This window comes from Mesobacillus jeotgali (assembly GCF_900166585.1).
GTDB classification, from domain to species: domain Bacteria; phylum Bacillota; class Bacilli; order Bacillales; family Cytobacillaceae; genus Mesobacillus; species Mesobacillus jeotgali_A.
The window spans coordinates 141,723-165,350 of record NZ_FVZC01000008.1; the positions used below are offsets into that span (position 1 = coordinate 141,723).

The 23,628-nt window shown below is 46.0% G+C and carries 23 protein-coding genes; 16 read left to right on the forward strand and 7 right to left on the reverse strand.

All coding sequences use genetic code 11. The features are described from left to right. Window positions 1-255 precede the first annotated feature (255 nt). Both nosZ and B5X77_RS06010 read right to left on the reverse strand, forming a co-directional pair. Complete coding sequence (nosZ, locus tag B5X77_RS06005; RefSeq protein ID WP_139378311.1) at window positions 256-2,127, reverse strand: Sec-dependent nitrous-oxide reductase; 1,872 nt, start codon at window positions 2,125-2,127, stop codon at window positions 256-258. Between the two features lie 175 nt (window positions 2,128-2,302). After that, complete coding sequence (locus B5X77_RS06010; protein WP_079506158.1) at window positions 2,303-2,752, reverse strand: cytochrome C; 450 nt, start codon at window positions 2,750-2,752, stop codon at window positions 2,303-2,305. Between the two features lie 300 nt (window positions 2,753-3,052). Here B5X77_RS06010 and B5X77_RS06015 point away from each other — a divergent pair, with 300 nt between their 5' ends. After that, entirely contained in the window at window positions 3,053-3,385 is a 333-nt protein-coding gene (locus B5X77_RS06015; RefSeq protein WP_079506160.1) for a hypothetical protein, read from the forward strand. Between the two features lie 24 nt (window positions 3,386-3,409). On the opposite strand, the gene bshB2 is transcribed toward B5X77_RS06015, so the two are convergent. Together bshB2 and B5X77_RS06025 are read right to left on the reverse strand one after the other, a co-directional pair. Continuing rightward, complete coding sequence (bshB2, locus tag B5X77_RS06020) at window positions 3,410-4,075, reverse strand: bacillithiol biosynthesis deacetylase BshB2 (protein ID WP_079506162.1); 666 nt, start codon at window positions 4,073-4,075, stop codon at window positions 3,410-3,412. A 38-nt stretch (window positions 4,076-4,113) separates the two neighbouring features. Continuing rightward, window positions 4,114-4,461, reverse strand: coding sequence for a YojF family protein (locus B5X77_RS06025; protein ID WP_079506164.1), 348 nt, complete (start codon window positions 4,459-4,461; stop codon window positions 4,114-4,116). 268 nt (window positions 4,462-4,729) lie between these two features. Here B5X77_RS06025 and B5X77_RS06030 point away from each other — a divergent pair, with 268 nt between their 5' ends. Then, window positions 4,730-5,086 (forward strand): DUF2512 family protein, encoded by a 357-nt coding sequence (locus B5X77_RS06030; protein WP_079506166.1) that lies wholly within the window; start codon window positions 4,730-4,732, stop codon window positions 5,084-5,086. Window positions 5,087-5,310: 224 nt separating this feature from the next. Here B5X77_RS06030 and pdxK read toward each other — a convergent pair whose 3' ends face one another. Further along, window positions 5,311-6,135, reverse strand: coding sequence for a pyridoxine/pyridoxal/pyridoxamine kinase (gene pdxK / locus B5X77_RS06035; protein ID WP_079506168.1), 825 nt, complete (start codon window positions 6,133-6,135; stop codon window positions 5,311-5,313). Between the two features lie 594 nt (window positions 6,136-6,729). Here pdxK and fdhD point away from each other — a divergent pair. The 11 genes from fdhD (at window position 6,730) to B5X77_RS06095 (ending at window position 19,792) form a co-directional block, all read left to right on the forward strand. Continuing rightward, on the forward strand, window positions 6,730-7,524 hold the full coding sequence (gene fdhD / locus B5X77_RS06040) for a formate dehydrogenase accessory sulfurtransferase FdhD (RefSeq protein WP_079506170.1): 795 nt from the start codon (window positions 6,730-6,732) through the stop codon (window positions 7,522-7,524). Window positions 7,525-7,588: 64 nt separating this feature from the next. Then, the gene (fdnG, locus tag B5X77_RS06050) at window positions 7,589-10,561 is read left to right on the forward strand and encodes a formate dehydrogenase-N subunit alpha (protein ID WP_139378330.1); all 2,973 of its coding nucleotides are present in this window, start codon (window positions 7,589-7,591) and stop codon (window positions 10,559-10,561) included. Further along, a complete protein-coding gene (locus B5X77_RS06055; RefSeq protein ID WP_079506176.1) occupies window positions 10,561-11,394 on the forward strand; it encodes a 4Fe-4S dicluster domain-containing protein in 834 nt (277 codons plus the stop codon). The genes fdnG and B5X77_RS06055 overlap by 1 nt, the downstream gene beginning before the upstream one ends. Further along, window positions 11,387-12,094, forward strand: coding sequence for a formate dehydrogenase subunit gamma (locus B5X77_RS06060; protein WP_079506178.1), 708 nt, complete (start codon window positions 11,387-11,389; stop codon window positions 12,092-12,094). The genes B5X77_RS06055 and B5X77_RS06060 overlap by 8 nt, the downstream gene beginning before the upstream one ends. Before the next feature lie 85 nt (window positions 12,095-12,179). Continuing rightward, the gene (locus B5X77_RS06065) at window positions 12,180-12,989 is read left to right on the forward strand and encodes a formate dehydrogenase accessory protein FdhE (RefSeq protein WP_079506180.1); all 810 of its coding nucleotides are present in this window, start codon (window positions 12,180-12,182) and stop codon (window positions 12,987-12,989) included. Between the two features lie 115 nt (window positions 12,990-13,104). Further along, window positions 13,105-13,704: a molybdenum cofactor guanylyltransferase gene (gene mobA / locus B5X77_RS06070; RefSeq protein WP_079506182.1), complete on the forward strand. Its 600-nt coding sequence runs from the start codon at window positions 13,105-13,107 to the stop codon at window positions 13,702-13,704. A 31-nt stretch (window positions 13,705-13,735) separates the two neighbouring features. Continuing rightward, window positions 13,736-14,968 carry a molybdopterin molybdotransferase MoeA gene (locus tag B5X77_RS06075; RefSeq protein WP_079506184.1) on the forward strand — a complete coding sequence of 411 codons (1,233 nt, stop codon included), beginning with the start codon at window positions 13,736-13,738 and terminating at the stop codon, window positions 14,966-14,968. 13 nt (window positions 14,969-14,981) lie between these two features. Beyond that, entirely contained in the window at window positions 14,982-16,901 is a 1,920-nt protein-coding gene (locus B5X77_RS06080; RefSeq protein ID WP_079506186.1) for a molybdopterin biosynthesis protein, read from the forward strand. A 1,046-nt stretch (window positions 16,902-17,947) separates the two neighbouring features. Beyond that, on the forward strand, window positions 17,948-18,412 hold the full coding sequence (locus B5X77_RS06085) for a molybdenum cofactor biosynthesis protein MoaE (RefSeq protein WP_079506188.1): 465 nt from the start codon (window positions 17,948-17,950) through the stop codon (window positions 18,410-18,412). Then, entirely contained in the window at window positions 18,405-18,638 is a 234-nt protein-coding gene (moaD, locus tag B5X77_RS06090; RefSeq protein WP_079506190.1) for a molybdopterin converting factor subunit 1, read from the forward strand. Before B5X77_RS06085 ends, moaD begins: the two co-directional genes overlap by 8 nt. 134 nt (window positions 18,639-18,772) lie before the next feature. Beyond that, window positions 18,773-19,792 (forward strand): thiazole biosynthesis adenylyltransferase ThiF, encoded by a 1,020-nt coding sequence (locus tag B5X77_RS06095; protein WP_079506192.1) that lies wholly within the window; start codon window positions 18,773-18,775, stop codon window positions 19,790-19,792. A gap of 105 nt (window positions 19,793-19,897) precedes the next feature. Here B5X77_RS06095 and B5X77_RS06100 read toward each other — a convergent pair whose 3' ends face one another. Next, window positions 19,898-20,227 (reverse strand): YflT domain-containing protein, encoded by a 330-nt coding sequence (locus tag B5X77_RS06100; protein WP_079506194.1) that lies wholly within the window; start codon window positions 20,225-20,227, stop codon window positions 19,898-19,900. 175 nt (window positions 20,228-20,402) lie between these two features. On the opposite strand from B5X77_RS06100, the gene B5X77_RS06105 reads away from it, so the two are divergent. The 3 genes from B5X77_RS06105 (at window position 20,403) to B5X77_RS06115 (ending at window position 21,991) form a co-directional block, all read left to right on the forward strand. Then, complete coding sequence (locus B5X77_RS06105) at window positions 20,403-21,083, forward strand: uracil-DNA glycosylase (protein ID WP_079506196.1); 681 nt, start codon at window positions 20,403-20,405, stop codon at window positions 21,081-21,083. A gap of 184 nt (window positions 21,084-21,267) precedes the next feature. Further along, window positions 21,268-21,597, forward strand: coding sequence for a YwdI family protein (locus B5X77_RS06110; protein ID WP_079506198.1), 330 nt, complete (start codon window positions 21,268-21,270; stop codon window positions 21,595-21,597). Window positions 21,598-21,619: 22 nt separating this feature from the next. Beyond that, window positions 21,620-21,991 (forward strand): DUF423 domain-containing protein, encoded by a 372-nt coding sequence (locus B5X77_RS06115; RefSeq protein ID WP_079506200.1) that lies wholly within the window; start codon window positions 21,620-21,622, stop codon window positions 21,989-21,991. Window positions 21,992-22,032: 41 nt separating this feature from the next. Here B5X77_RS06115 and B5X77_RS06120 read toward each other — a convergent pair whose 3' ends face one another. After that, a complete protein-coding gene (locus tag B5X77_RS06120; RefSeq protein ID WP_079506202.1) occupies window positions 22,033-23,550 on the reverse strand; it encodes an MDR family MFS transporter in 1,518 nt (505 codons plus the stop codon). Between the last annotated feature and the right edge of the window lie 78 nt (window positions 23,551-23,628).

Consider the following 23,628-nt stretch of genomic DNA (forward strand, 5'->3'; position numbering starts at 1 on the left):
ATTTAAGGCTCTTTTCTCAAACTTTGTTGCTATTGATGACAAAATAGGATGGAATTGCCTAAGTTTCTGCACAAAATGAACGCTTATGAAGAGAAAAGAGCTTGCCAACTTAGTACCGACCTACAAAATGGCTATAATCACGTTAAAATCGGCTTTAGGATTTTAACAACAATCTTTACGAAAACAGCTAAGATTTAAAAGATGTGAGGGTATCAGCATTCGAGGCGGATACCCTTCACATTTATTAAATGGATCTTACGGTTTTACAAGGAAGTACCCGGTCATTTCCTGGTGCAGGGCTGAACAGAAGTTTGTGCAGTAGATTGGGAATGTTCCTGGTTTATCGGCGGTGAATTCTACTGTATTTGTCTGTCCCGGCTGTACCTCAATGTTCAAATCATAGCCATTGATGGCGAAACCGTGGGTAATGTCCTGGTCAAAGTCGATATTTGTCAGGTGGATAAAGACTTTATCTCCTTTTTTGACTTCGATTTGGTCAGGACGTTCCGCTTTTGCGTCAAAAATGAATTTCGAACGCATGGCGATTCCATAAACATGGACTTCGTTGCCTTTCCGTTCAATGCGTGTTTCCTCCTGGCTGTAAACGGCGTCAGGGTTCTTTTTATCCTTAGGGTACACTGTGATCGTTTTGATTTTATCGGCCTTGATCATTTGTGCGTAGTGCGGTTCCGGGTTGACCGGAGCAGATTGGATGACCTCCATCTTGTCGCCCCGCAGGTCGATCAGCTGCATCGATTCAGGATGGGAAGGTCCTACCGATAAATAGCTGTCTTTAGCGATTTTATTCAAAGCGATAATGTATTTTCCATCCGGTGCGACGGTATCGCCTTCAGCGGCAACAGAGTGGCCAGGAGAGTACTGTACAGGCACCCGGTCAAGGGTTTCCCCAGTCTTCGGATCCCATTTTACGATTTCAGAAGAAATGAACATCGTTGTATAGGCCATCCCTTTATCATCAAATTGGGTATGAAGAGGCCCAAGGGCGTTTTCCGGGTTCACTTCTCTTTCCATAACGGACTCGTATTTAATGATTGGAATACCGTTACGTTCGCCTGCGAACTCTTTGTTTTGGATCGCCTTGAAGGCTTTTTCAAAAGAGAAAACGGTCATGGCCGGTGCCAGTTTTCCAGAGGCGATAAAGTGCTTTCCATCAGGAGTTACATCGACACCGTGCGGCGATTTAGCCACTGGAACCAGATACATGCCGCCTTTATGCTTTTCAGGGAAAATCATCTTCTGTCCGGTCACTTCATCATATTTTCCGTCCTTGACCATTTGCTCTAGTTCTTTCCAGTTGAACAGGACAATAAAGTCACGGTCTGCCTGGGAAGCATTGATCTCCAGGTTGGTTGTTGCTTCTTCAGTATTATAAGTAGTCATGACTGCCCAGTCCTTGGATCCTTTTTTCCCGGCATCAGATAAATCATAGGACCATGGCGGAAGAGCAACCTGGTAGGCGATATTCAATTTTTCATTTTTGTCATCAAAAGTGACGGCGGACATGACACCGCGGTACTTCTCGCTATATTCGTCAAGCGGTGCATACTCTCTTCCGATCGGCACTGCAAAACGGGTAGGCAGGAACATATACTCCGTGTTCTCGGTAACAAACGCAGCACAGTGCGGACCGCTCGTATTTGGAACGTCGATGATATCCTTGACTGTGAACGTTTCAAGGTTCATGACTGCTGCACGGCTGTTCCCTACATCGGTTGCAAACATGTATTTGCCATCATAATCACCATTTGTTTCGGAAAAGGCAGGGTGATGGAGATCTCCCCAGCTATAGCCGCCCATCATTTTTTTGGAGTGATTATCGAACCCGTAGCCAGTTGCTGAATCCGGGCTGAATACCGGTACCGTCCTGATATGCCTCATGGAAGGGACGCCATAAATGAACATTTGTCCTGAATGTCCCCCAGAAGCAAATAAGTAGTACTCATCTTTTTCACCAAAAGGAACATATACTTTTTCGGCATTCGTCTTGTTTTTGCTGCTGTTTGCAACTGCTTCGTTTTGGGTTCCAGGAGAAAAATCTGCGAAGAAAACAGTCGCTGCCAGGAGTCCGGTTGCAAGCCCCGAGGCGATTGGAATCCATTTTTTCATCAACCTTGCACCACCTTGTTTAGTTTAGTATCAGAAAGCATTTTTTACATTGAGGATTGGCCAGCTCCAGCGCCTAGCCCCTCGAGACGTTTCGGTCCTGCCAACGAAGTCAAAAAGCAACTTCACTGGCAAGCCCTCCAACGCTTGTCGGGGGCTGACCAAGTCGCTTGCGCTTTTATTTTTTAGAAGCTTCTTCTAAAAGCTTTACTACTTCAGAAATCTCTTGTTCTGATAGTGGATTTCCGCCAATAACCCCCGACATGACAGCTGATGTAGGTTCTTTTAGGAACTGGTCAATCGGTTTTCCATGTTTTCCTTCAACATTTTCAAAAGCCTTGGATAAATCGGGGCCTGTTGCACCGCCAGTCAGATTTAGGGAAGAAACAGAATGGCAGCCAAGGCAGCCCTTGGACTTTAAAATGTTTTCATCTGCAGATACCGTTTCAGCAGCAGGCTGTTCTTCCTTCTTCTCTTGTTGACGATCGCTTGCCGGCTTGGATGGACTCTTTTCGGTTGTTGGTGCAGCGGCTTTATCACTGTTGCCGCCAATAACCTCAAATGCGACATAACCGGCCCCAAGGCCAATCAAAGCGCTTACGATAAAAATGATTAAAGCTTTTTGCATGGACTTCATTACCCCCTTATCGAATGAATTCACTAACATCGTACATGGGGATGAGGGGTCAAAAGTGTGATGCAGTTCACAGTAAAATAGGGGAATTGTGAAAGGTATATGAACAGGGTGTGTCTAATTTATGAAGTGGTTTTAAATCAATGGACCCCTATAAATCTTATTGAAGAGCAAAGCAATGAAAGAGAAGGGTATGAAAACAGGGGAGAAAGAGGATTTTTAAGTGTTTTGATGAATTAATAACATAATGCATTTCCTTTCATAATCAATCGAAAAGCAGGGAGTGATGGTTTGTTGAAGAAGAAAAAGCGGCTGATTCTATCGATCGTCCCACTAGCTTTGGTTAGTGGACTTTTAATTTATGAGGCAAATTTAAAGGTGTACTCAAAAATAGATGCTCAAACCCTGGCCTATAATGATAAGGAATTTTTTAAAGGATATGACACCTATAAAAAGTATTACGAGAATGGCGAGAGAAACTTTGAAATGGACAAATTGATTGGTAAAACAGACAAAAGCAGGTTTCCCGGGTTCAAAGAGTCCGTTTGGAGCATAAAGGGAGAATCGGAAAACAAAGTTGTTTTTGTGAAGGGGTTGATGGCAGAGGGAGTATATGAAAGGAAATAAAAAATCCACCCGAAATTAGGTGGATTAAAATTTATATGTCCAAAAACGTTCGTTATTCAGCCATGCCAATGTCTGCGGATCCTTTTCCTTGAGTTTCTCAGCCATTCCCTCAAGCATCAGTTCAGTCTGGGAACGGTGTGCACGGATTGCATCAAGCTTGATGTCGGCAACCGCACTGATATCATGGACAATATCAGGTTCTCCAAGCTCTTCCACGCAATTCCGTGAAAATGCTACGCAATGCAGCTTCGGTCGATCTGCCTCACCAATTTTTTCCACAGCGCGCACGACGGCAGCCCCTGTAGCCTCATGGTCGGGATGGACAGAATATCCCGGATAGAAGGTGATGACAAGTGAAGGATTCAGTTCCGCAATCAACGAGGACATCAGGTTGGTAAGCATATTCTCATCCTCGAACTCAACCGTCTTGTCACGGAAACCCAGCATGCGCAAATCATTGATTCCGAGAGTCCTTGCTGCGTCCTTCAATTCCTTTTTTCGTATAGCAGGGAGGGTTTCCCGGTTCGCGAACGGGGGATTTCCCATATTTCGTCCCATCTGCCCGAGTGTCAAGCAGGCATATGTGACAGGTGTGCCCATATTGACATGGGATGCAATCGTTCCGGAAACCCCGAATGCCTCATCATCTGGATGAGGGAACACGACAAGTACTTGTCTTTCTTTTTCCATCATAAATCTCTCCTTTCAGTGAGACTGTCCAGAGTCTCTTATTCGAACGGTGTTTCGCTTATCTCAAGGGCAACAGCAAGCTTTCCGTTAAAATCATGCCCGGCCAGCAGCAGCCTTCCTTTGTCGTCAATTTCATAATGTGTGATTCCCTCGGCATAAACCCAGCCAAATGGAATCTTTAAACCGGCCCGATATGGACCTTCGCCAGTAATCTTCGCTCGTTCGTAGACCACTCTGGCATTGCGGATATACGCACCAGAAGAGAAGAATGACTCGTTATTGTGGGATGCGTAGGCACCATTTGTTGTTTCTAAATGAATATACACTTCTTTGTCTTTAAAGCGGTCCAGGGCTTCCTGGACATCTGTAATAATTACGGGATCCATCAATATTCCTCCTTCCCGGGTTTCGATGTATTCAGTTTATAATAGCCGAACGGACAGTTCTCTATGTTAAAAATGGCTTTTTCATACTTCAGCCTTTCCATTTATCGCATAACTGCAGGCCTCTCGGCTGTTTTTCCATTATAAGAAACGATTATATCTATATTACTAAAAAATCTTTCTCAAAGCGAAATGTACGCTCGGAGGTTTTTACAGAAAGTGTTTAATGAGGGAGCCAAATGGAAATAGTGAAGAAAAAAGGAGGGAGCATATGGAGCACGCAAAAGCTTTATTGATTAAAGGCATCATGACATTTGTCGTCCTGCTTCTATTGTTGGGCAGCTATGCAGGAATCGGGGACATCTTGATTATCACCCTTGTTCTTGGAGCTGTATCCTACCTGGCCGGGGATTTGTTCATTCTCCCAAAAACAAGCAATCTTACTGCTTCACTGGCAGACCTTGCCCTGTCATTTTTCGTCATATGGGGACTGGGGCTGATGCTGTTTGAACAGACCAATGGTTTGATTGGGGCATCACTTTTTGCTGCAGTATTAATCGCATCAGGCGAGTGGTTCTTCCATAGTTATCTGGCAGATCGGGTTCTTCATATCAATCGGAAAATATAATGAAAAAAAGGATGGCGGCTGCCATCCTTTTTGTTTTGTCAGAGTCAGTAAATATAAAGTTCACTTCGACGATTGTCCAGCTCCGGTGCTTAGCCAGTTTTCATCCTTGAGAAGGCTTCATGGAGTATCTTGCGAGAAGCGTTAGCTTTGAGCAGCTCGAAACGCTTGTCCAGCTGCGGCTCCTAACTCCTCGAGACGTGTGTCCAGTGTCACCTCCGCTCTTCTTATTCCCCGCGATTGCCGGCTGCATACTTGTTGTACGCAAGGTGCGCTGTTGGCCCTACATATTCGTTCAGCCTGAATCCATGTTTAATTGCTTCGGTGATGAACCCTTTTGCGACTTCAAGAGCTTCAGGGACGGTTTTGCCTTTTGCCAGCTGTGCTGTGATGGCGGATGCGAATGTGCAGCCTGCGCCATGTGTAAAGCTTGTTTCGACTTTTTCAGATTCGAATAAAGTGAAATCTTTTCCATCATATAGAAGATCGACAGCTTTTTCGTGATTCAGCTTGTTTCCGCCCTTGATCATGACGTTCTTCGCGCCAAGGTCATGGATTTTCACGGCTGCTTCCTTCATATCATCAACCGTCCGGATTGGTCCTGTCTGAGCCAGCTGCCATGCTTCGAAAAGATTCGGAGTGACGACTGTTGCTCTTGGAAGCAGCAACTCCCTCATTGCATCTGTGTTCTCAGGCATGAGAACCTCATCTTCTCCCTTACATACCATGACTGGGTCGATGACAACCTTGTCCAATTTATACTCATCGATCTTGCGTGCAGAAAGCTCAATGATATCGACTGTTCCAAGCATTCCTGTCTTCATCGCATCTATTCCAACGGAAAGAATTGTTTCCAGCTGCTTTTCGACAAGGTCAACCGGCTGCGGGAATACTTCGTGGTGCCAGTGGTTCTTTGGGTCCATCGTCACGATCGTCGTCAGAGCAGTCATTCCATATACGCCGAGCTCCTGGAACGTTTTAAGGTCAGCCTGGATGCCCGCGCCGCCGCTTGTATCGGATCCTGCGATTGTCAGTACCTTTTTCAAACTCATGTAAATTACCTCCATTTATAGAGTGGCGAAAGCCTGTCTTGTGGCATGACCATCACCTTGAACACTTTCTTATGATTATACCAATTCTGTCTGAATAGACAAAGAATTGGTTTTAGTAGAAGAAGGAATAGGAAAAAATTAACTTTTGACAAATTTGTGGCATTGGCACGTTGACGTGATGAAAGTTACTGAGGGTAAAAATGAATTCCTATAGGATGGGTAATGGGTATTTTGATTCAGCTATATTTTTTCGCAAAACGAAAATATTGATTTAAGACTTTGTTAAAAAAATAGACAATTTTCATCTATATTTTTGTAACAATTGAAGCGGTTACAGCCACATATTATCCATTACATTTAAGGCATAGGGGTATTATTCCTTTTTCCATAGTGAAATGATTTTTAATATATGGATCAAACAGCTTATGTTTTACTTCTGTAGGATAAACACTGCTGTAATCTGTGCTGCTCCATTGAAAGAGAGTTTTTAGAAGTTTGCAAGATTGATCACAGTCTTTCAAATCCACTGAACTGGAAGAATGTCGACTGCTGCACCGGACCCAATGATGAATGACAAGATAAGGGGTGAAGAACATGACTAAGAAAGGCTGTCCTGAAGAGTACCCAATTAGTCTCAAGCTGAATGGATATGAGATAGCGGTCTTCCAGCTGACAAATCAGGATTTGGAAGACTGGGTATATGGCTACCTTTTTTCAGAAGGGTTAATTGATGGCCCAGATGATGTTGTCAGTGTAAGTTTTAGCGAAAAGACTGGCACATTGAATGTGTCATTATGTAATTCCTTCGATCCTGAGCAAATGTTTTCGAAAAAGAAACACTATACAGCAGGCTGCGGCCGGGGTGTGACCTTCTTTTCGATGACAGACGTCAAGAAGTTCAATAAAGTGAATTCCGATGAAATTTATTCGCTGACATATTTATTGAAAAAACGCGCGGAATTCGCGCAGAATTCGCCGTTATACCTGGAAACAGGCGGCATGCATGGTGCCTGTATCATCCTTGAGGATGGCAGCATCGAGGTCCGTGAAGACATCGGCAGGCATAATGCCGTCGACAAGATTATTGGCCACGCGATTCGAAAGCGTTTGCAGCCTGACCGGCTTGTCCTTTTGACGACCGGCAGGGTTTCATATGAAATGCTCTCAAAAGCAGCGAAATTTGGTTTTGCGGTCATCGGTTCCCGCACGGCTGCCACCAAGCAGGCAGTTCAGCTGGCTCGATTCCTCCATATTGAGGTCGTCGGCTACCTTCGCGGGAAAATGGCGACGATTTATACATCAGCCGGGAGAATCAATGATGATTTGACTCCCCGTGCCGCTGCTGAAGACCTGCTTGAAAGGGGGGAAGCCCAGCAAGTATTGAATTGACACTATCTGTGGGATTAGGGATGTTCATAGCAACTATTGGGAAGGAGAGAGAGAGATGGTTGAAATCAACCTGAATCGCCGGCAATTCTTAAAGCTGTCAGGTGCCACTGCGGCAACACTGGCTATCGTCGAGCTGGGCTTCAATGAAAAAGAAGTCCATGCGAAAACAAAGGGACTCAAGATTGCCAAAGCTACTGTTACACCTACTATTTGTCCATACTGTGCTGTGGGCTGTGGAATTTTAGTCCATACAAAAAACAATGATGTGGTTTATACGGAAGGGGATCCGGATCATCCCATCAACGAAGGAAGTCTTTGCAGCAAAGGGACAACGATCAGACAATTATTCACCTCTGAAAAGCGCGTCCTGAAGCCTCGCTACAGAGCACCAGGAAGCGATAAATGGGAAGAGAAAGACTGGGGATGGATGCTTGATACCATTGCCAAGCGCGTGAAGGAAACACGGGACAAAACATTCGTCGAGAAATCGGGCGGCATGTTCGTAAACAAAACGGAAGCGATCGCCAGCCTTGGCGGCGCAGCACTTGATAACGAAGAAACTTATTTGCTCGCGAAAATGATGAGAGGGCTTGGTGTCACCTATCTAGAGCACCAGGCACGAATATGACATAGTTCAACGGTTGCCGGTCTGGCACCTTCATATGGTCGTGGAGCAATGACTAACCACTGGAATGATCTGCAGCATACAGATTGTGCTTTAATTATTGGAGCCAACCCTGCGGAAAACCATCCAATCAGTTTTAGATGGCTTCTAAAAGCCAGGGAAAACGGAGGGAAAATACTATCAGTCGACCCGCGTTTCACAAGAACGTCTTCACAGGCTGACACGTATGCTCCGCTGCGTTCTGGAACCGATATTCCTTTTATCGGCGGATTGATCAATTATGCAATTGAAAAAAATCTGTTCCACAAAGAGTATGTTGCTAAATATACAAATGCCTCTTTCATTGTCAAGGAAGGCTTCAAATTTAAAGATGGCTTGTTCAGCGGATATGACGAAAAAACCCGTTCATACGACAAGGCGAGCTGGTCTTTTGAAACGAATGAAGATGGAACTCCGGTCAAGGATGAAACACTTCAGCATCCTCGAAGCGTGTTCCAGCTGATGAAAAAGCACTATTCCCGCTATGATGCGGACACTGTTACCACAGTCACAGGAACACCTAAAGAAGAGTATCTGAAGGTGGCTGAGGCTTTCTGTTCAACAGGAAAGCCTGGAAAATCGGGTACGATCCTGTATGCGATGGGTACAACACAGCATACGGTCGGTACCCAGAACGTACGTGCATATGCGATGCTGCAGCTTCTGCTTGGAAACATCGGCTTGCCTGGCGGCGGAGTAAACGCACTTCGCGGAGAATCGAACGTACAGGGCTCCACCGACTTCGGGCTTTTGTTTGGGGACCTTCCTGGATATCTTGGAGCGCCAAAAGAGCTTCCTGAACACGCAACACTTAAGGCCTATCTCGAAAAAGAAACGCCTGCTGCAGGATATTGGAGCAACAAACCGAAATTCGTTGTCAGCCTTCTCAAGGCATGGTATGGCCCGAATGCCACTAAAGACAATGAGTTCTGCTATCAATACCTTCCAAAAGGAAACAAGAACTACTCCCATATCGCCCTATTCAATGCGATGTATAAAGGGGAGCTGGATGGCGCATTCCTTTTCGGGACCAACCCTGTTGTCGGCGGACCGAATGCAGGCAAGGAAAAGGAAGCATTAAGCAACCTTGACTGGCTAGTGGCAATCGACCTTTGGGAAACGGAAACTTCAGCTTTCTGGCAAAAAGAAGCGGGCAGCGACCCGTCAAAAATTAACACAGAAGTGTTCCTGCTTCCTGCTGCATCTTCATATGAAAAAGAAGGAACGGTTTCCAACAGCGGACGCTGGATGCAGTATCGCTGGAAGGCGATTGATCCTAAAGGTGAAGCTAAGGCAGATATGGAAATTATCCATATGCTGGTGCGAAGGATCAAAGGCTTGTACAAAAATGAAAGCTCGCCAGCTGCAAAAGCAATTAACTCATTGTACTGGAACTATGGCGAACATGATCATCCTGAATTCGATTTGGTAGCACGTGAAATCAATGGCTATTACACAAAGACAGGCAAACAGGTCGAGAACTTCGGCTCGCTTGCTGATGATGGGTCAACCTGCTCCGGAAACTGGATTTACTCTGGCTTCTATCCGGAAGAAGGCAATCTGTCCAAGCGCCGTGATAATAAGGATAACGGCATGGGCAATTTCCTGAACTGGTCCTATGCATGGCCGATGAACCGCCGTATTCTCTACAACCGTGCTGCTGCAGATCCAGCCGGCAAGCCATGGAGCAAGGATAAGGCAGTCATCTGGTGGGATGCAGCTGCCAAAAAGTGGACTGGACATGATATACCAGACTTTAAAGCGGTCGTGGCTCCTGCTGATAAGGGCGGTACGAATCCATTCATCATGATGAAGGATGGCGTCGGCGGCATGTTTGCTCCAACGCTCAACGATGGCCCGTTCCCTGAGCATTATGAACCGTTTGAAAGCCCGGTGCCAAATGCATTCTCAAGCCAGGAAATGAACCCTACCATCAAGGTGTGGGATGGCGACTTCAACCTTAAAGGGACAAAGAAACAGTTCCCGATCGTAGCAACAACTTACCGTGTAAGTGAACACTGGCAGTCAGGATCTATGACAAGGAACCAGCAATGGCTGTCAGAATTGATGGGCCATATGTACATTGAAATGAGTGAAGAACTCGCGAAGGAAAAAGGCATCAAGAACAAGGACCAGGTGATTGTCACCTCTGCTCGCGGAGAAGTGAAAGCCTATGCGATGGTGACGAAACGCTTCAAGCCGCATATGGTTAACGGCAAGAAAGTCCATCAGATCGGCATGCCCTGGCACTTTGGATATAAAGGATATGCAACAGGGGACACAGCAAACCGCTTAACACCTCATATCGGGGACGCAAACACAATGATTCCTGAATATAAGGCATTCCTCTGCAACGTAAGGAGGGCTGACTAATGGCAACGGCTGAATATGTAAAATTTGTTGACGTGACCAAATGTGACGGCTGCCGCGCCTGCATGGTCGCCTGCAAAAACTGGAACGACCTTCCGGCTGAACCGGAAGCCTTCCAGGGCAGCGTCCAATCACATGCGAATGTAACAGCGAACACTTGGAACGTGCTGTCATTCATCGAACATGAAAATGGAAAAGGCAATCTAGAATATCTTTTCCGTCATTCATCCTGTTTCCATTGCTCTGAAGCTGCCTGCGTAAAGGTCTGCCCAGAGGATGCCATGCACTACACAGAATTTGGCACAGTCGATGTGAACACGGATAAATGCGTAGGCTGCGGTTACTGCGTGCAGAACTGCCCATTCGATGTGGTCCAGCTGGCAACATACAAAGACAAAAACGGCAAGGAATACAAGAAGGCCCAGAAATGCACAATGTGCGTCGACCGTCTTGAGGAAGGCATGCAGCCTGCTTGTGTCACTACCTGCCATACAGACGCAATGGAGTTCGGCACAAAAGATGAAATGCTCAAGAAAGCTGAAAAGCGCCTGAGCGAAATCAAGGAAAGATTCCCTAACGCCATGATCTACAACCCAGAAGGAGTCGGCGGTACTCATACCATTTACGTCCTTGCTGAAAAGCCTTCTGTATATGGATTGCCAGAAAAGCCTAAGGTTCCGACATCAGCGGTAGTCTGGAAGGATTACGCACAGCCAATCGGAAAAATGATGCTTGGTGCTACAAGCATGGCGCTTGTAGGCGCATTCGTCAGCAATAAGCTGTTCAATAAAGAAGGAAAAGGCCATGAAGAGGATGGAGGTGGCAGCCATGAGTAAAACACAATACTCAGGTGTGAAGGTAAAGCGGTTTTCAAAAGGCTTTGTAATTGCACATGCTGTGAACGCCATTTCATTTTTCGCCCTTTATATCACGGCTTTGCCAATGTACACAGAATGGTTCGACTGGCTATATCCAGTATTGGGCGGTCCAGAAGGAGCAAGATTGCTGCACAGGATCTTTGCGATTGCGTTCGTGACGCCTACTTTTATCTGGCTGATCATGGATCCAAAGGGATTCCTGCGCTGGGGTAAAGAACTTGTTACCTGGAAAAAGAGAGATTTGCAGTTTTTCACAGAGTTCGTTAAAGAACTGTTCGGCTTCAAGTTCAAGCATGTAAAACAGACATTCTTCAATGCTGGTGAAAAAATCAACTCGATCATCCAGATTTTCACGGCCATCCTGATCATTGGATCCGGCTTCCCGATGTGGTTTCCAGACTTGTTCCCGAAAGCTATGGTCCAATGGGCATATGTGGCTCATAACGTAGGCTTCGGTCTGGCAATTGCAGTCGTAGTCGGCCATATCTATCTGAGTGTCATCCACAAAAATTCACGTCCGGGCTATACGGGCGTGATCACAGGTGAGGTTCCGGCAGAGTGGGCACAGGACCACTACACAGAGTGGTATGAAGAAGAGGTCAAGAAAGGCAACTTCCCTGATCTTGATAAAGGCAAGAACAAGAAAAAAGGCGCGTAAATCTTCAGGTAAAGGGAATGGAGGCCCAAAAGGGTTCCATTCCCTTCAAAATTTAGAATAATAGAATGAAAGGGAGGCTTCTTCAATGAAAAAGTCCGTTGTCTCAAAAGAGTACCAGAAACTGCAGAAGGATATCCTCCGTCTGCAGGAAGAATGGAAGACCTCACTTGATCCTGGCCGTATCCAGCCAAAGCTTGATAAAGCGGCAATGGAGGCAGGGGTGCCAGTCACAGCGTTAACGGCTATTGACTTTGATATTACCCTATTCTTACAGTGGATAGAGGATATAGGCCAGCTTTTAGCGAATTATCAACCAGAACTGGAAAGTTCGATGGAATCTATCAAAAAATTATTAGACGAACCTATGGCTATAAAATGGATCGATGAGGCATTTGCTTTCAATCATGTTTATTTTGCGAGTTTCGCCAATGAACACGGAGTGGACGCATGGATTCCTCAATTTATTGCCGAAACGGTTTTGCGCCCTTATTTACAAGTGACAGCGGAGAAAGTCCAGAATGAGATTCAGTATGCCGTTCATGGTGCCGGCTGCCCAGTTTGCGGTGAACCGGTACGCCTCGCACAGCTTGAAGATGGAGGCAAAAAGGTTCTGCATTGCCCGCGCTGCATGGCCCACTGGCATGATAAACGCATTACGTGCTCGCATTGTGGCAATGAGGATCATGAAACAGTCCAGTTCCTGACCATCGAGGGCGAATCTGCTGCACAAATCCAAATTTGTGAGGAATGCAAAGGATATACGAAAGTCATTGATACAAGACAATATATTGTGAAGCCTACACCGGCAATGCTAGACTTGAATACAATCCACCTGGACTTTGTTGCACAGGAAAATGGCTACAAAGCCACAGGAGAAACGAAACAGACAAATTAGAATGGCCTTTCGAACCATTCAATGAATTTCGCTCTTGTATGGCAAGAGCAGCGCGGAAATAGCTCGAGAAAATTTAATACTAGCCAAAACAGCTTAAAAAAGAAGGTGCTGTAGGATGAAAGCCGGAGCGATAATTTTATCAGGCGGCAAATCTAGCAGGATGGGAACGAATAAGGCTCTCCTGAAATTTCACGAAAAAACGAATATTGAGAGAATTAAGGATGAGTTACAGCACGTATTTGATGATATAATTCTAGTAACGAATGATCCTGAAACCTATCAGTTTTTAAATATAAAAAGTGTGGCCGACCAGTTTCCGGGTTCCGGTCCTCTGGCAGGAATCCATGCGGGTCTTGAGGCCTCAGATTACGAAGAGAATTTCATCGTGGCCTGTGATATGCCATTTGTGTCCGCGGAGCTTGCCGTGAACCTTGTAAAAGCGCTCAAGCATCATGATGCTGTAGTACCCGTCAGTGATGGCAGAAAGCATCCGCTTTTTGCAGCGTATCAAAAACGGGTCGCAGGCGAAGCTGAGAAGTGTATCGAGGACGGAACACTAAGGATCAAGCAGATGCTTGAAAAATTGGATGTCAGATACCTTGATGAGTCAGACTTGCAGCTTTATTGCGGAGGAAGCCTTGAACGTGTCTTTTTCAATATGAATCATCCAGAAGAATATGAAAGTGCAAAGAAATGGGCAGAATCCGGGGAGTAGTTTTCAGGTGCGAGAAAGGAAGTTAGGCAGCATGCAATTTTTCAAAGTGAAAACGGTTGAAGAGACCTTTGCGTTAATTGATGAGAAAATCAGCAAAATCAAAGAAACCGAAGTTCGCGTGCTCGATGAGGCACTTCATTATATCCTTGCCGAGGATATCAAGGCGGAAGAAAATGTTCCCGGCTTTGACCGGTCGACTGTCGATGGCTATGCTGTCATCGCTAGGGATACATATGGTTCCTCTGAATCGATGCCGGGATTTTTGAATGTCGCCGGAGAGGTCCACATGGGAGAAGAAGCCTTAAGAGCGGTCAGCAGGGGAGAGGCAATTTATGTCCCGACGGGCGGAATGCTTCCTCCGGGCAGTGACAGCGTGCTGATGATTGAGCATTGCGAGGAAATCGGCGGGCTTTTGAATACGTACAAGCAAATCGCCCCGGGAGAGAATGTCATTCGTTCAGGCGAAGACATCCGTGCAGGCGAGGTGCTTTTAACTCAAGGGACGAAATTGCGGCCGCAGGAGCTCGGAGCCCTGGCGGCACTGGGTATTTCCAAGGTGAAAGTCTACCGCAAACTGAAAGCTGCCTACCTATCTTCAGGGGACGAAATCGTTCCTTATGAAACGAAAATACTTGAAACCGGACAAATTCGTGACATCAACTACCTGACAGTCAAGGGCCTTGCCAATGAATGGGATATCGAGGTCATATATGGCGGCATCACCCGCGATGACTATCAGGAATTCGCCAGTAAGGCACGTGAATTATATGAGCAGGCCGACTGCCTAATTTTATCAGGCGGAAGCTCGGTCGGAACGAAGGACTATACAACCGAGGTCATCCAGTCCCTTGGAGATCCGGGCGTATTTGTCCATGGTATATCTATCAAGCCAGGCAAGCCGACGATTCTGGCAGTGGCCGATGGAAAACCGGTCATTGGGCTGCCTGGCCATCCGGCCTCCGCCATGATTATCTTCAAGCTTTTTGGCGAACATGTCTTCAGGAAGCTGAAGGGTGAAAAATACGAACAAAAACCTGAGCGGATTTTCGCCCGCATTGTAAAAAATATCGCATCCTCACCAGGAAGATCCGATTATATTCGGGTCAGGCTGGAGAAAAAGGATGGAGAATGGTGGGCCGAACCGATCATCGGCAAATCCGGCCTTATTACAACATTGGTTAAAAGTGATGGAATCGTCGAGATTGTTTCCGAAAAAGAGGGGATTTCTCAAGGCGAATATGTTCCAGTGATCTTGACGAGATAGGGGGAGCCGCATCATGGATCAAATACGTTACAACCGAAAGATTTATCTTGAAGACAAGCCGCGCGCAGAAGCCAGGGATGAAGCATTGGCTGCGTTTGACCTGCCTCAGGAAAAAGAGTGGATCCCGGCTGCCGCTGCCCTTGGACGAATTACTGCTGAACCTGTTTTCGCCAATGTGTCCATGCCCTTTTACCATGCATCCGCGATGGACGGGATTGCCGTCAATGCCGAGGATACGTATGAAGCACATGAGCAGCGCCCGCTCCATTTGAAAAAGGGCGAGCAGTTCAAATATGTCGATACCGGGAATGCCATCCCTCCGGAATTCAATGCGGTGATTATGGTTGAAAATATTCATGTCATTGACGATGAGACAATTGAAATCATCGAACCGGCAACGCCATGGCAGCATATCCGCCCGATCGGCGAGGATATCGTCCAGGAGGAAATGCTGTTCACCCAGGGCCATCAACTGCGTCCTGCCGACCTCGGGGCCCTCCTTGCGGCCCAGGTTACAGAAGTATGCGTCGTCAAGAAGCCGCTCGTGACCATTATTCCAACAGGTAATGAGCTTGTCAGTGCAGGCTCTTCGTTGTCATCAGGCAGGATCATTGAATTCAATGGCACTGTTTTCAGCGCTTACGTAGAAGATTGGGGCGGAAAGCCTTATTTGCACCCTATCGTGAAGGATGAGCCCGAGAAAATCAGAGAAGCGTTGTTAGAGGCGGTCGAAACATCGGATGTTGTCGTCATTAATGCGGGGTCATCAGCTGGTTCAAAAGACTATACAGTACACATACTTGAGGAGCTTGGCACTGTTTTTACCCATGGAGTCGCAACAAGGCCGGGTAAGCCAGTCATCCTTGGAAAAATTAAAGATAAAGTGGTCGTAGGTGTGCCAGGTTATCCAGTCTCAGCATATATGGCGCTTGAGTGGTTCGTACGGCCGCTCATTTGCAAGTATTTAGGCATAGCTGAACCCCAAAGACAGAAACTTCAGGTGAAGCTAGGCCGCAGGATCGTCTCCACAATGGGGGCGGAGGACTTTGTCCGAATGAATATCGGCTATGTGGATGGACAATTTGTCGCCAATCCGCTGACGCGCGCGGCGGGAGTCACTATGTCACTGGTGCGCGCTGACGGTTTGCTTGTAGTGCCGCCGGAAGAACTGGGATACGAACAGGGAGATACAGTCGAAGTGGAGCTTTACAAATCCGTAGAAGAGATCAAGAACGCAATCGTCTTCAGCGGAAGCCATGATTTGACGATTGACCTGCTATCCTCTCAGCTAAAAAAACAGCGGACCGACATGAAAATTGTTTCTTCCCATGTTGGCAGCATGGCCGGTTTGATGGCAATCAGAAAAGGGGAAGCCCATGTAGCGGGCATTCATTTGCTTGACCCGGAGACAAAGGAATATAATGTTACCTACGTAAGAAAATTTCTAGCCGGTCAAGACGCAGTCCTATATCCTTTCTTAAAAAGAACACAGGGCTGGATGCTTCCAAAAGGCAATCCGCTCGGAATTGAAAATGTCGGTGATATCGCTGTGAAAGGTGCAGATTATGCCAACAGGCAAAAAGGCGCCGGTACACGGATCCTGTTTGACTTATTGTTAAAAGAAGCAGGTTTGTCAGCAGACGATGTGAACGGATATGACCGTGAAATGTTCTCCCACCTGAGCGTCGCTGCTGAAGTGAAGGGGAACAACAACGCAGCCGGGCTTGGCATCTTCCCGGCTGCAAGGGCGATGGGCCTCGACTTCATCCCAGTCGCAGACGAAAGCTATGATTTGTTGATGACAAAAGCATTCTTCGAAAGCGAAAAGGGTATATGGTTAAGGTCAGTGATCCAATCACAAGCCTTCAAAGCCGAAGTCGCCAAAATCGGCGGCTACGCAGTCGTCGAGAATCCGGAACCGGTTCACTTTTAATATAGCAAGGGTCTGGAGATTAAGCTTTACGGACAAACAGAAGGCGGAAATCGAGAAAAATGTCCGATAGAAGGTGTCTAACGGTCAAAACGGCGTCAGAAACCGTGAAAAGTGTCCGATAGAAGGTGTCTAACGGACAAAACGGCGTAGAAACCGTGAAAGTGTCCGATAGAAGGTGTCTAACGGACAAAACGGCGTCAGAAACCGTGAAAAATGTCCATTAGAATGTGTATAACGGACAAAACGGCGTCAGAAACCGTGAAAAGCGTCCGATAGAAGGTGTCTAACGGACAAAACGGCGTCAGAAAGTGTGAAAAATGTCCGATAGAAGGTGTCTAACGGACAAAACGGCGGTAGAAACTGTGAAAAGTGTCCGATAGAAGGTGTCTAAAGGACAAATCGAGGTCAGAAACCGTGAAAAGCGTCCGATAGAAGGTGTCTAACGGACAAAACGGCGTCAGATACTGTGAAAAGCGTCCGATAGAAGGTGTCTAACTGGTCAAAACGGCGTCAGAAACGGAGAAAAGTGTCCGATAGAAGGTGTCTAACGGACAAAACGGCGTCAGAAACCGGGAAAAGCGTCCGATAGAAGGTGTCTAATGGACAAATCGAGGTCAGAATCCGTGAAAAATGTCCATTAGAATGTGTCTAACGGACAAAACGGCGTCAGAAACCGGGAAAAGCGTCCGATAGAAGGTGTCTAACGGACAAAACGGCGGTAGAAACCGTGAAAAGCGTCCGATAGAAGGTGTCTAACGGACAAAACGGCGTCAGAAACCGGGAAAAGCGTCCGATAGAAGGTGTCTAACGGACAAAACGGCCGCAGAAACCGTGAAAAGCGTCCGATAGAAGGTGTCTAATGGACAAATCGAGGTCAGAAACCGTGAAAAATGTCCGATAGAAGGTGTCTAACGGACAAAACGGCGTCAGAAACCGTGAAAAGTGTCCGTCATAAGGTCTCTTACGGACAAAAAACGAGGAAAACTCCAGAGAAATGTCCATTAAAGAATTGTCCTGATGCGGATCAATTTATTGAGGTGATATTGATGAACTACGAAATTGCAAAAGAACCTATCAACATTCAATCGGTCATTGATAAAGTGGTCCAGCGTGATGCAGGGGCAATCACCACATTCATTGGCACTGTCCGCGAACTGACAAAGGGCAAAAAAACCCTTTACCTTATATATGAAGCATATGAACCAATGGCTGTTAAGAAACTTGAACAGATTGGCACGGAGATCCAGGAGCGCTGGAATGGCGCCCAGGTCGCAATTACACATCGTGTCGGAAAGCTAGACATCACGGATATCGCTGTAGTCATCGCTGTTTCCACGCCTCACCGAAACGATGCATATGAAGCAAACCGTTATGCGATCGAACGCATCAAGGAAATCGTCCCGATCTGGAAAAAAGAGCACTGGGAAGACGGCCAGGAATGGATTGGCAATCAACTAGAAACTGTCCCATATCCGACAGGGAAACCGGAGGAGAAGGATCTCAATGAATAAAATTTTATTTTTTGCCCATTTACGAGATGAAGCGGGCCATGAATCAGTTGAAATCGAAGCAGCTGGTAAAACAGTTGGTGAGCTAAAACAAATTGTTGCTGAAAAATATGGAATCCAGAAGCTGGATACTTCAATGACAGCAATCAACGAAGAATTTTCATCGAACGACGAAGTCATTAAAGATGGAGACACAATCGCCTTTATTCCGCCTGTTTCTGGCGGTTGATCACTAATAGCTCATACAGCGCCCCGTTTTGTTGACTGGATGGTCGATGGAATCAGGGCGTTTGTTTTGAAAAAAATAACTTACTAAGTTAGATGTCCAGCTCCAAACACTTTGCTTACAAGGAGGGTACACCTATGTCAGAAAGATATTCACGCCAGACACTGTTTCCTCCGATCGGAAAATCCGGACAGGAAAAAATCCGCAGCAAGCATGTCCTGATGATCGGTGCAGGTGCACTTGGTTCGGGCAATGCCGAGCTTCTGGTAAGGGCAGGTATCGGCCGGCTGACGATTGTTGACCGTGACTATGTCGAAGCAAGCAATCTGCAAAGACAGCAATTATATACGGAAGAAGATGTCGCTGAAAAGCTTCCAAAGGCTGCAGCAGCTGAAAAAAGACTGAAGGCCATCAACTCTGACGTTGAAATCAGGGCATTCATTGCTGATGCTACTCCCGAAAAACTGGCTGAGCTCATCGAAGGAGTCGATTTGGTCATCGATGCTACAGATAACTTCGAAACAAGGATGGCGATCAATGATATTTCTCAGAAATTCAAGATTCCCTGGATATATGGAGCATGCGTAGCCAGCTTTGGAATGAGTTTTTCAATCATACCCGGAAAAACGCCATGCCTGAACTGTTTGCTGAAGACCGTGCCGTTACAGGGACTGACCTGCGATACTGGGGGCATTATCGGACCGGCTGTACAAATGGTGATTGCCCACCAGAGTGCCGAAGCACTAAAAATTCTTGTTGAAGACTGGGATGCGGTCAGGACTTCTTTTGTCAGCTTCGATTTATGGCGGAACCAGTATACGAGCATGAAAATGTCGAAAGCGAAGGACCCAGGTTGCCTCTCCTGCGGTGAGCATCCTGAATATCCTTACTTGAATGCGGAAAATATGACGAAAACCACAGTCCTGTGCGGACGGGACACTGTACAAATCAGGCCTCCGAAACAACAGCAGCTTAATCTCCAGGTGACTGCGGAAAAAATGAAGGAATTAGGCTACCAGGTGAAGGGAAATCCTTATCTCGTATCTGTTGAAATGCCGGACAACAGGATGGTCATTTTCCAGGACGGACGCGCATTGATTCATGGAACAAAGGATCTGGCCCAGGCTCGCAGTATCTATCAGAGATTTTTTGGATGAAAAAGAGAGAGCATAGGAACGCGCAAACCCCCTGCTGGCTTCAGCAGGGGGTTTCTATGATAAACGATCTCAACGATCGGATATGCTATTGTTTCTGAGGGTTTTTTATTTTACTTCATCGGTTGCGACGAGGACTAAGCGCCCTTTATCCAATTCCGCCTCATACTTCTCAGCCTCTTGCTTTGAAAGGCCAAGAGATTCAAATTTGTTGCGAAGTTCGTCTCCGCGGGACTTGAACATATTTCCGATGGAATCAAAGAAGCCCTGCTCCTTGAAACCCATTCCGCCTGTTTCGGTTGCTTCAGTCAAGTGCTCACTTCGGTCTTCGTCATGGGCGAAAATATAAATATTTTCTTTTCCAAAACCAGCGGCTTCAAGAGAAGTGATTTTTTCAGTGGCTTGTACACCATTTTCAACTATTTCTACTTTCAACATGATATCTTCCTCCTTAAGAGTCTTTATAATTTATTCTAGTTTGGGAAGGTTTTATAGCCTTCACCGTCTACACTATTTATATAACCGTTATTTGCTCTATTAAACATGCTGGCATATGTTCACATATTGTTTTGGTAAATCGGGTAGTTAGATAAAAAAGAAAGGAGCGAGCTGGATGAGCCTATTGAAAAATGGCTGGGCGCCGCTGTTGGCAGAGGAGTTCGAGAAAGCCTATTATCTGAATTTGAGAGAATTCCTGATGGAAGAATACCAGAATGAAACGGTTTATCCCGAGAAGGAAGATATCTTCAATGCGCTGAGGTATACAGACTATGAGGATGTGAAAGTTGTCATTCTTGGCCAGGATCCATATCATGGACCAGGACAGGCACATGGCTTGAGTTTTTCAGTAAAACCAGGGGTAGCTATTCCTCCATCACTCCGGAACATGTTCAAGGAACTGAAGGAAGACCTTGGCTGTACGATTCCCAATCATGGATATTTAAAAAAATGGGCAGATCAGGGTGTCCTGTTGTTGAACACAGTCCTTACCGTCAGGAAAGGTGAAGCACATTCACACAGGGGGAAAGGATGGGAAATCTTCACTGATAAAGTGATCAGCCTGCTGAATGAACGTGAAAAACCTGTGATTTTCATCCTGTGGGGCAAGCCTGCCCAAAGTAAATTGAAACTGATTGATGAAAATAAACATCAAATCATCCAATCAGTCCATCCAAGCCCATTATCCGCAAGAAGAGGGTTTTTTGGGAGCAGGCCTTTTTCCAGGGTGAATGTGATGCTAAGGGAATGGGAGAGCAGGGAAATTGATTGGCAGATTGAAAATATCAACGAGTAAAGGCTCTGGGGAACCAGAGTTTTTTTCTGGTGATGTAATGCAAAATCGACATGTTCCACGTGGAACTGACAGCATTTTTTTCACAAAGTCGAAAAAATAGATGAAGTATTGTAGAATGGAACGGTAAAACAATACAGAATTTAAATGCTCATACATATTAAGTACCGCCTGTGGAGGTGAGTTAATGAATATTTCACTGCAAAAATTGTTATTGAAGATGGAAGAAGAATTAAATCTGGCTCAATCTGCACAATCAGAAGCGGCTCAGCGTGAACGGATCCAGTCGATCAAAACGCTATGCGAGCTCGTCCTTGATGAGCCACAGCAGCTGGGGGCCAGTAAGTCCGGGCAGAGGAACAGCACTCAACAACAATCAGTCCAGCAATTTGTTCCTGCTCAACCAGTATTCGCTCAGCCGCAAATACCAGTAAGCCAGCAGCCATCCATGGTTCCGCAGCCGAAAAAGCTTCAAATGGAAGATGAGGCAAACGGAGACTCGCTGTTCGATTTTTAATTTTAAAATAGAGGTGAAAGTCATGAAGTTATTTATAATCATCGGGGCCATCAACGCATTCCTTTCAGTTGCACTCGGAGCGTTTGGTGCGCACGGACTGGAAGGCAAGGTTGAACCAAAATATTTAGAAACATGGAAAACGGGGGTTACATACCAGATGTTCCACGCAACTGGCCTTTTAATTCTTGGGGTATTGTTAGGAAAACTTCCGGCAACTTCCCTTCTTAGCTGGTCAGGCTGGCTGATGCTGATCGGAATTATCTTATTTTCCGGAAGCCTGTATGCCTTGACACTCACTAAAATCAGCATCCTTGGGGCAATTACCCCCCTTGGCGGAGTTTCCTTCCTGGCCGCATGGGTATTGCTGATCGTTGCAGCGGTTAAATATCTATAAAATAAAGAGCACGCTGGAAGGTGTGCTCTTTAAATATGCCATTATGATCCTTTTATGATCGTTTTATTGATTTCAACACGTTCTTTCCCCATTAGCAGGACAGCAACAGCTGAAATAGCAATTGGAACTAAAGCTAGTGCAAAGATATGAGTGATAGAAGCTGACATAGCTTCAACAATTTTATCAAGCACGAAGCCAGGGATTTGGGAGCGTTGTCCAGATTGGAATAACTGCTGCGGGTCCCCCATCAGTTGATTTCCTTGCCCGCCATCCATTCCGCCGAAGGCGCTTTTCAGCCTATCCATAAAAGTGTTATTCTGTATTGTCCCGAATATGGTAATGCCAAGTGTCATTCCAAGCGAACGAAGGAATGAATTCGTTGAGTTAGCTGATCCACGGTGTCGCGGATCAAGATTGTGGATGGAAGCTGTAGGGAGAAGGGAGAAAGAGAATCCCATTCCAAAACCAACCAGTATCATGAAAAGTGTCAGAACCAGCCTGGTTGTATCCGGTGACATCATGCTGAGCAGCAGCATCCCCGCAAAGTAGGCAATAACGGAAATGAGCATAAGATTGCGATAGCTGGTCTTTGTCTGAAAAATACCGCCAACTGCACTGCCGGCAACAGAACCAAGCATCATAGGAGTCAATACAAGTCCAGCCGCCTTTGCCGAGCCCCCATAAACCGCCTGCACAAATATAGGAATATAGACTGCAAGAATGATAAACGTTGCTCCATAGAGGAATGCAAGCACCTGCGATGCTGCAAACAGCCTCCTTTTAAACATCCAGAAAGAAATGATGGGTTCCTCTGCTTTTCTTTCAGCAATAATAAATACTAAAAAGAATAAGGCGAAACTTACAAATAACCCTATGATTTGAAAAGAATCCCAGTTGTATTGTTTTCCTCCGAGTTCGAGGGCAAACATTAAGCTGACAACTGCGACAACCAATGTGAAGGCACCTGCCCAGTCAATTTTTTGCCTCGCATGCTGAGCAGATTCATGATAGTACTTCACGATGAAAAATAAAGAAACAATGCCAATAGGTACATTGATGTAAAATACCCAATGCCAGCTGAACCAGTCAGTGATATAGGCACCAAGCAGAGGTCCAAGGACGCTTGAAGTTCCGAAAACCGTGCCAAGCAGGCCGGTCATTTTTCCACGTTTCTCAGGCGGAAATAGATCAAACACAATCGTAAAAGCAATCGGCATCAAAGCTCCGCCGCCGATTCCCTGAATCGCCCGGAAAATGCTGAGCTGCACCATCGTCTGGGCAATTCCGCAAAGAGCAGAGCCTATCAAGAAAACGAGCAATCCAAATATGTAAAAACGCTTCCGGCCATACATATCCGACAGCTTCCCGAAAATAGGCATACCAGCCATAACGGTAACCATATAGGCAGAGGTTACCCAGATAAACTTGTCAAAGTCGCCAAGATCCGCGACAATGGTCCCCATTGCAGTCGCTACAATTGTATTGTCCATCGCTGCCATCAGAATCCCAAGCAGCAACCCTGCCACAACCAGCTTAATATTGCTCTCATTAGAAACCATAAAATCCTCCAAGACTAATTTTTGGAAATACTAGTATATAAAGTTTATTTTTCTAGTGGAAACATTGTCAAGATTCTA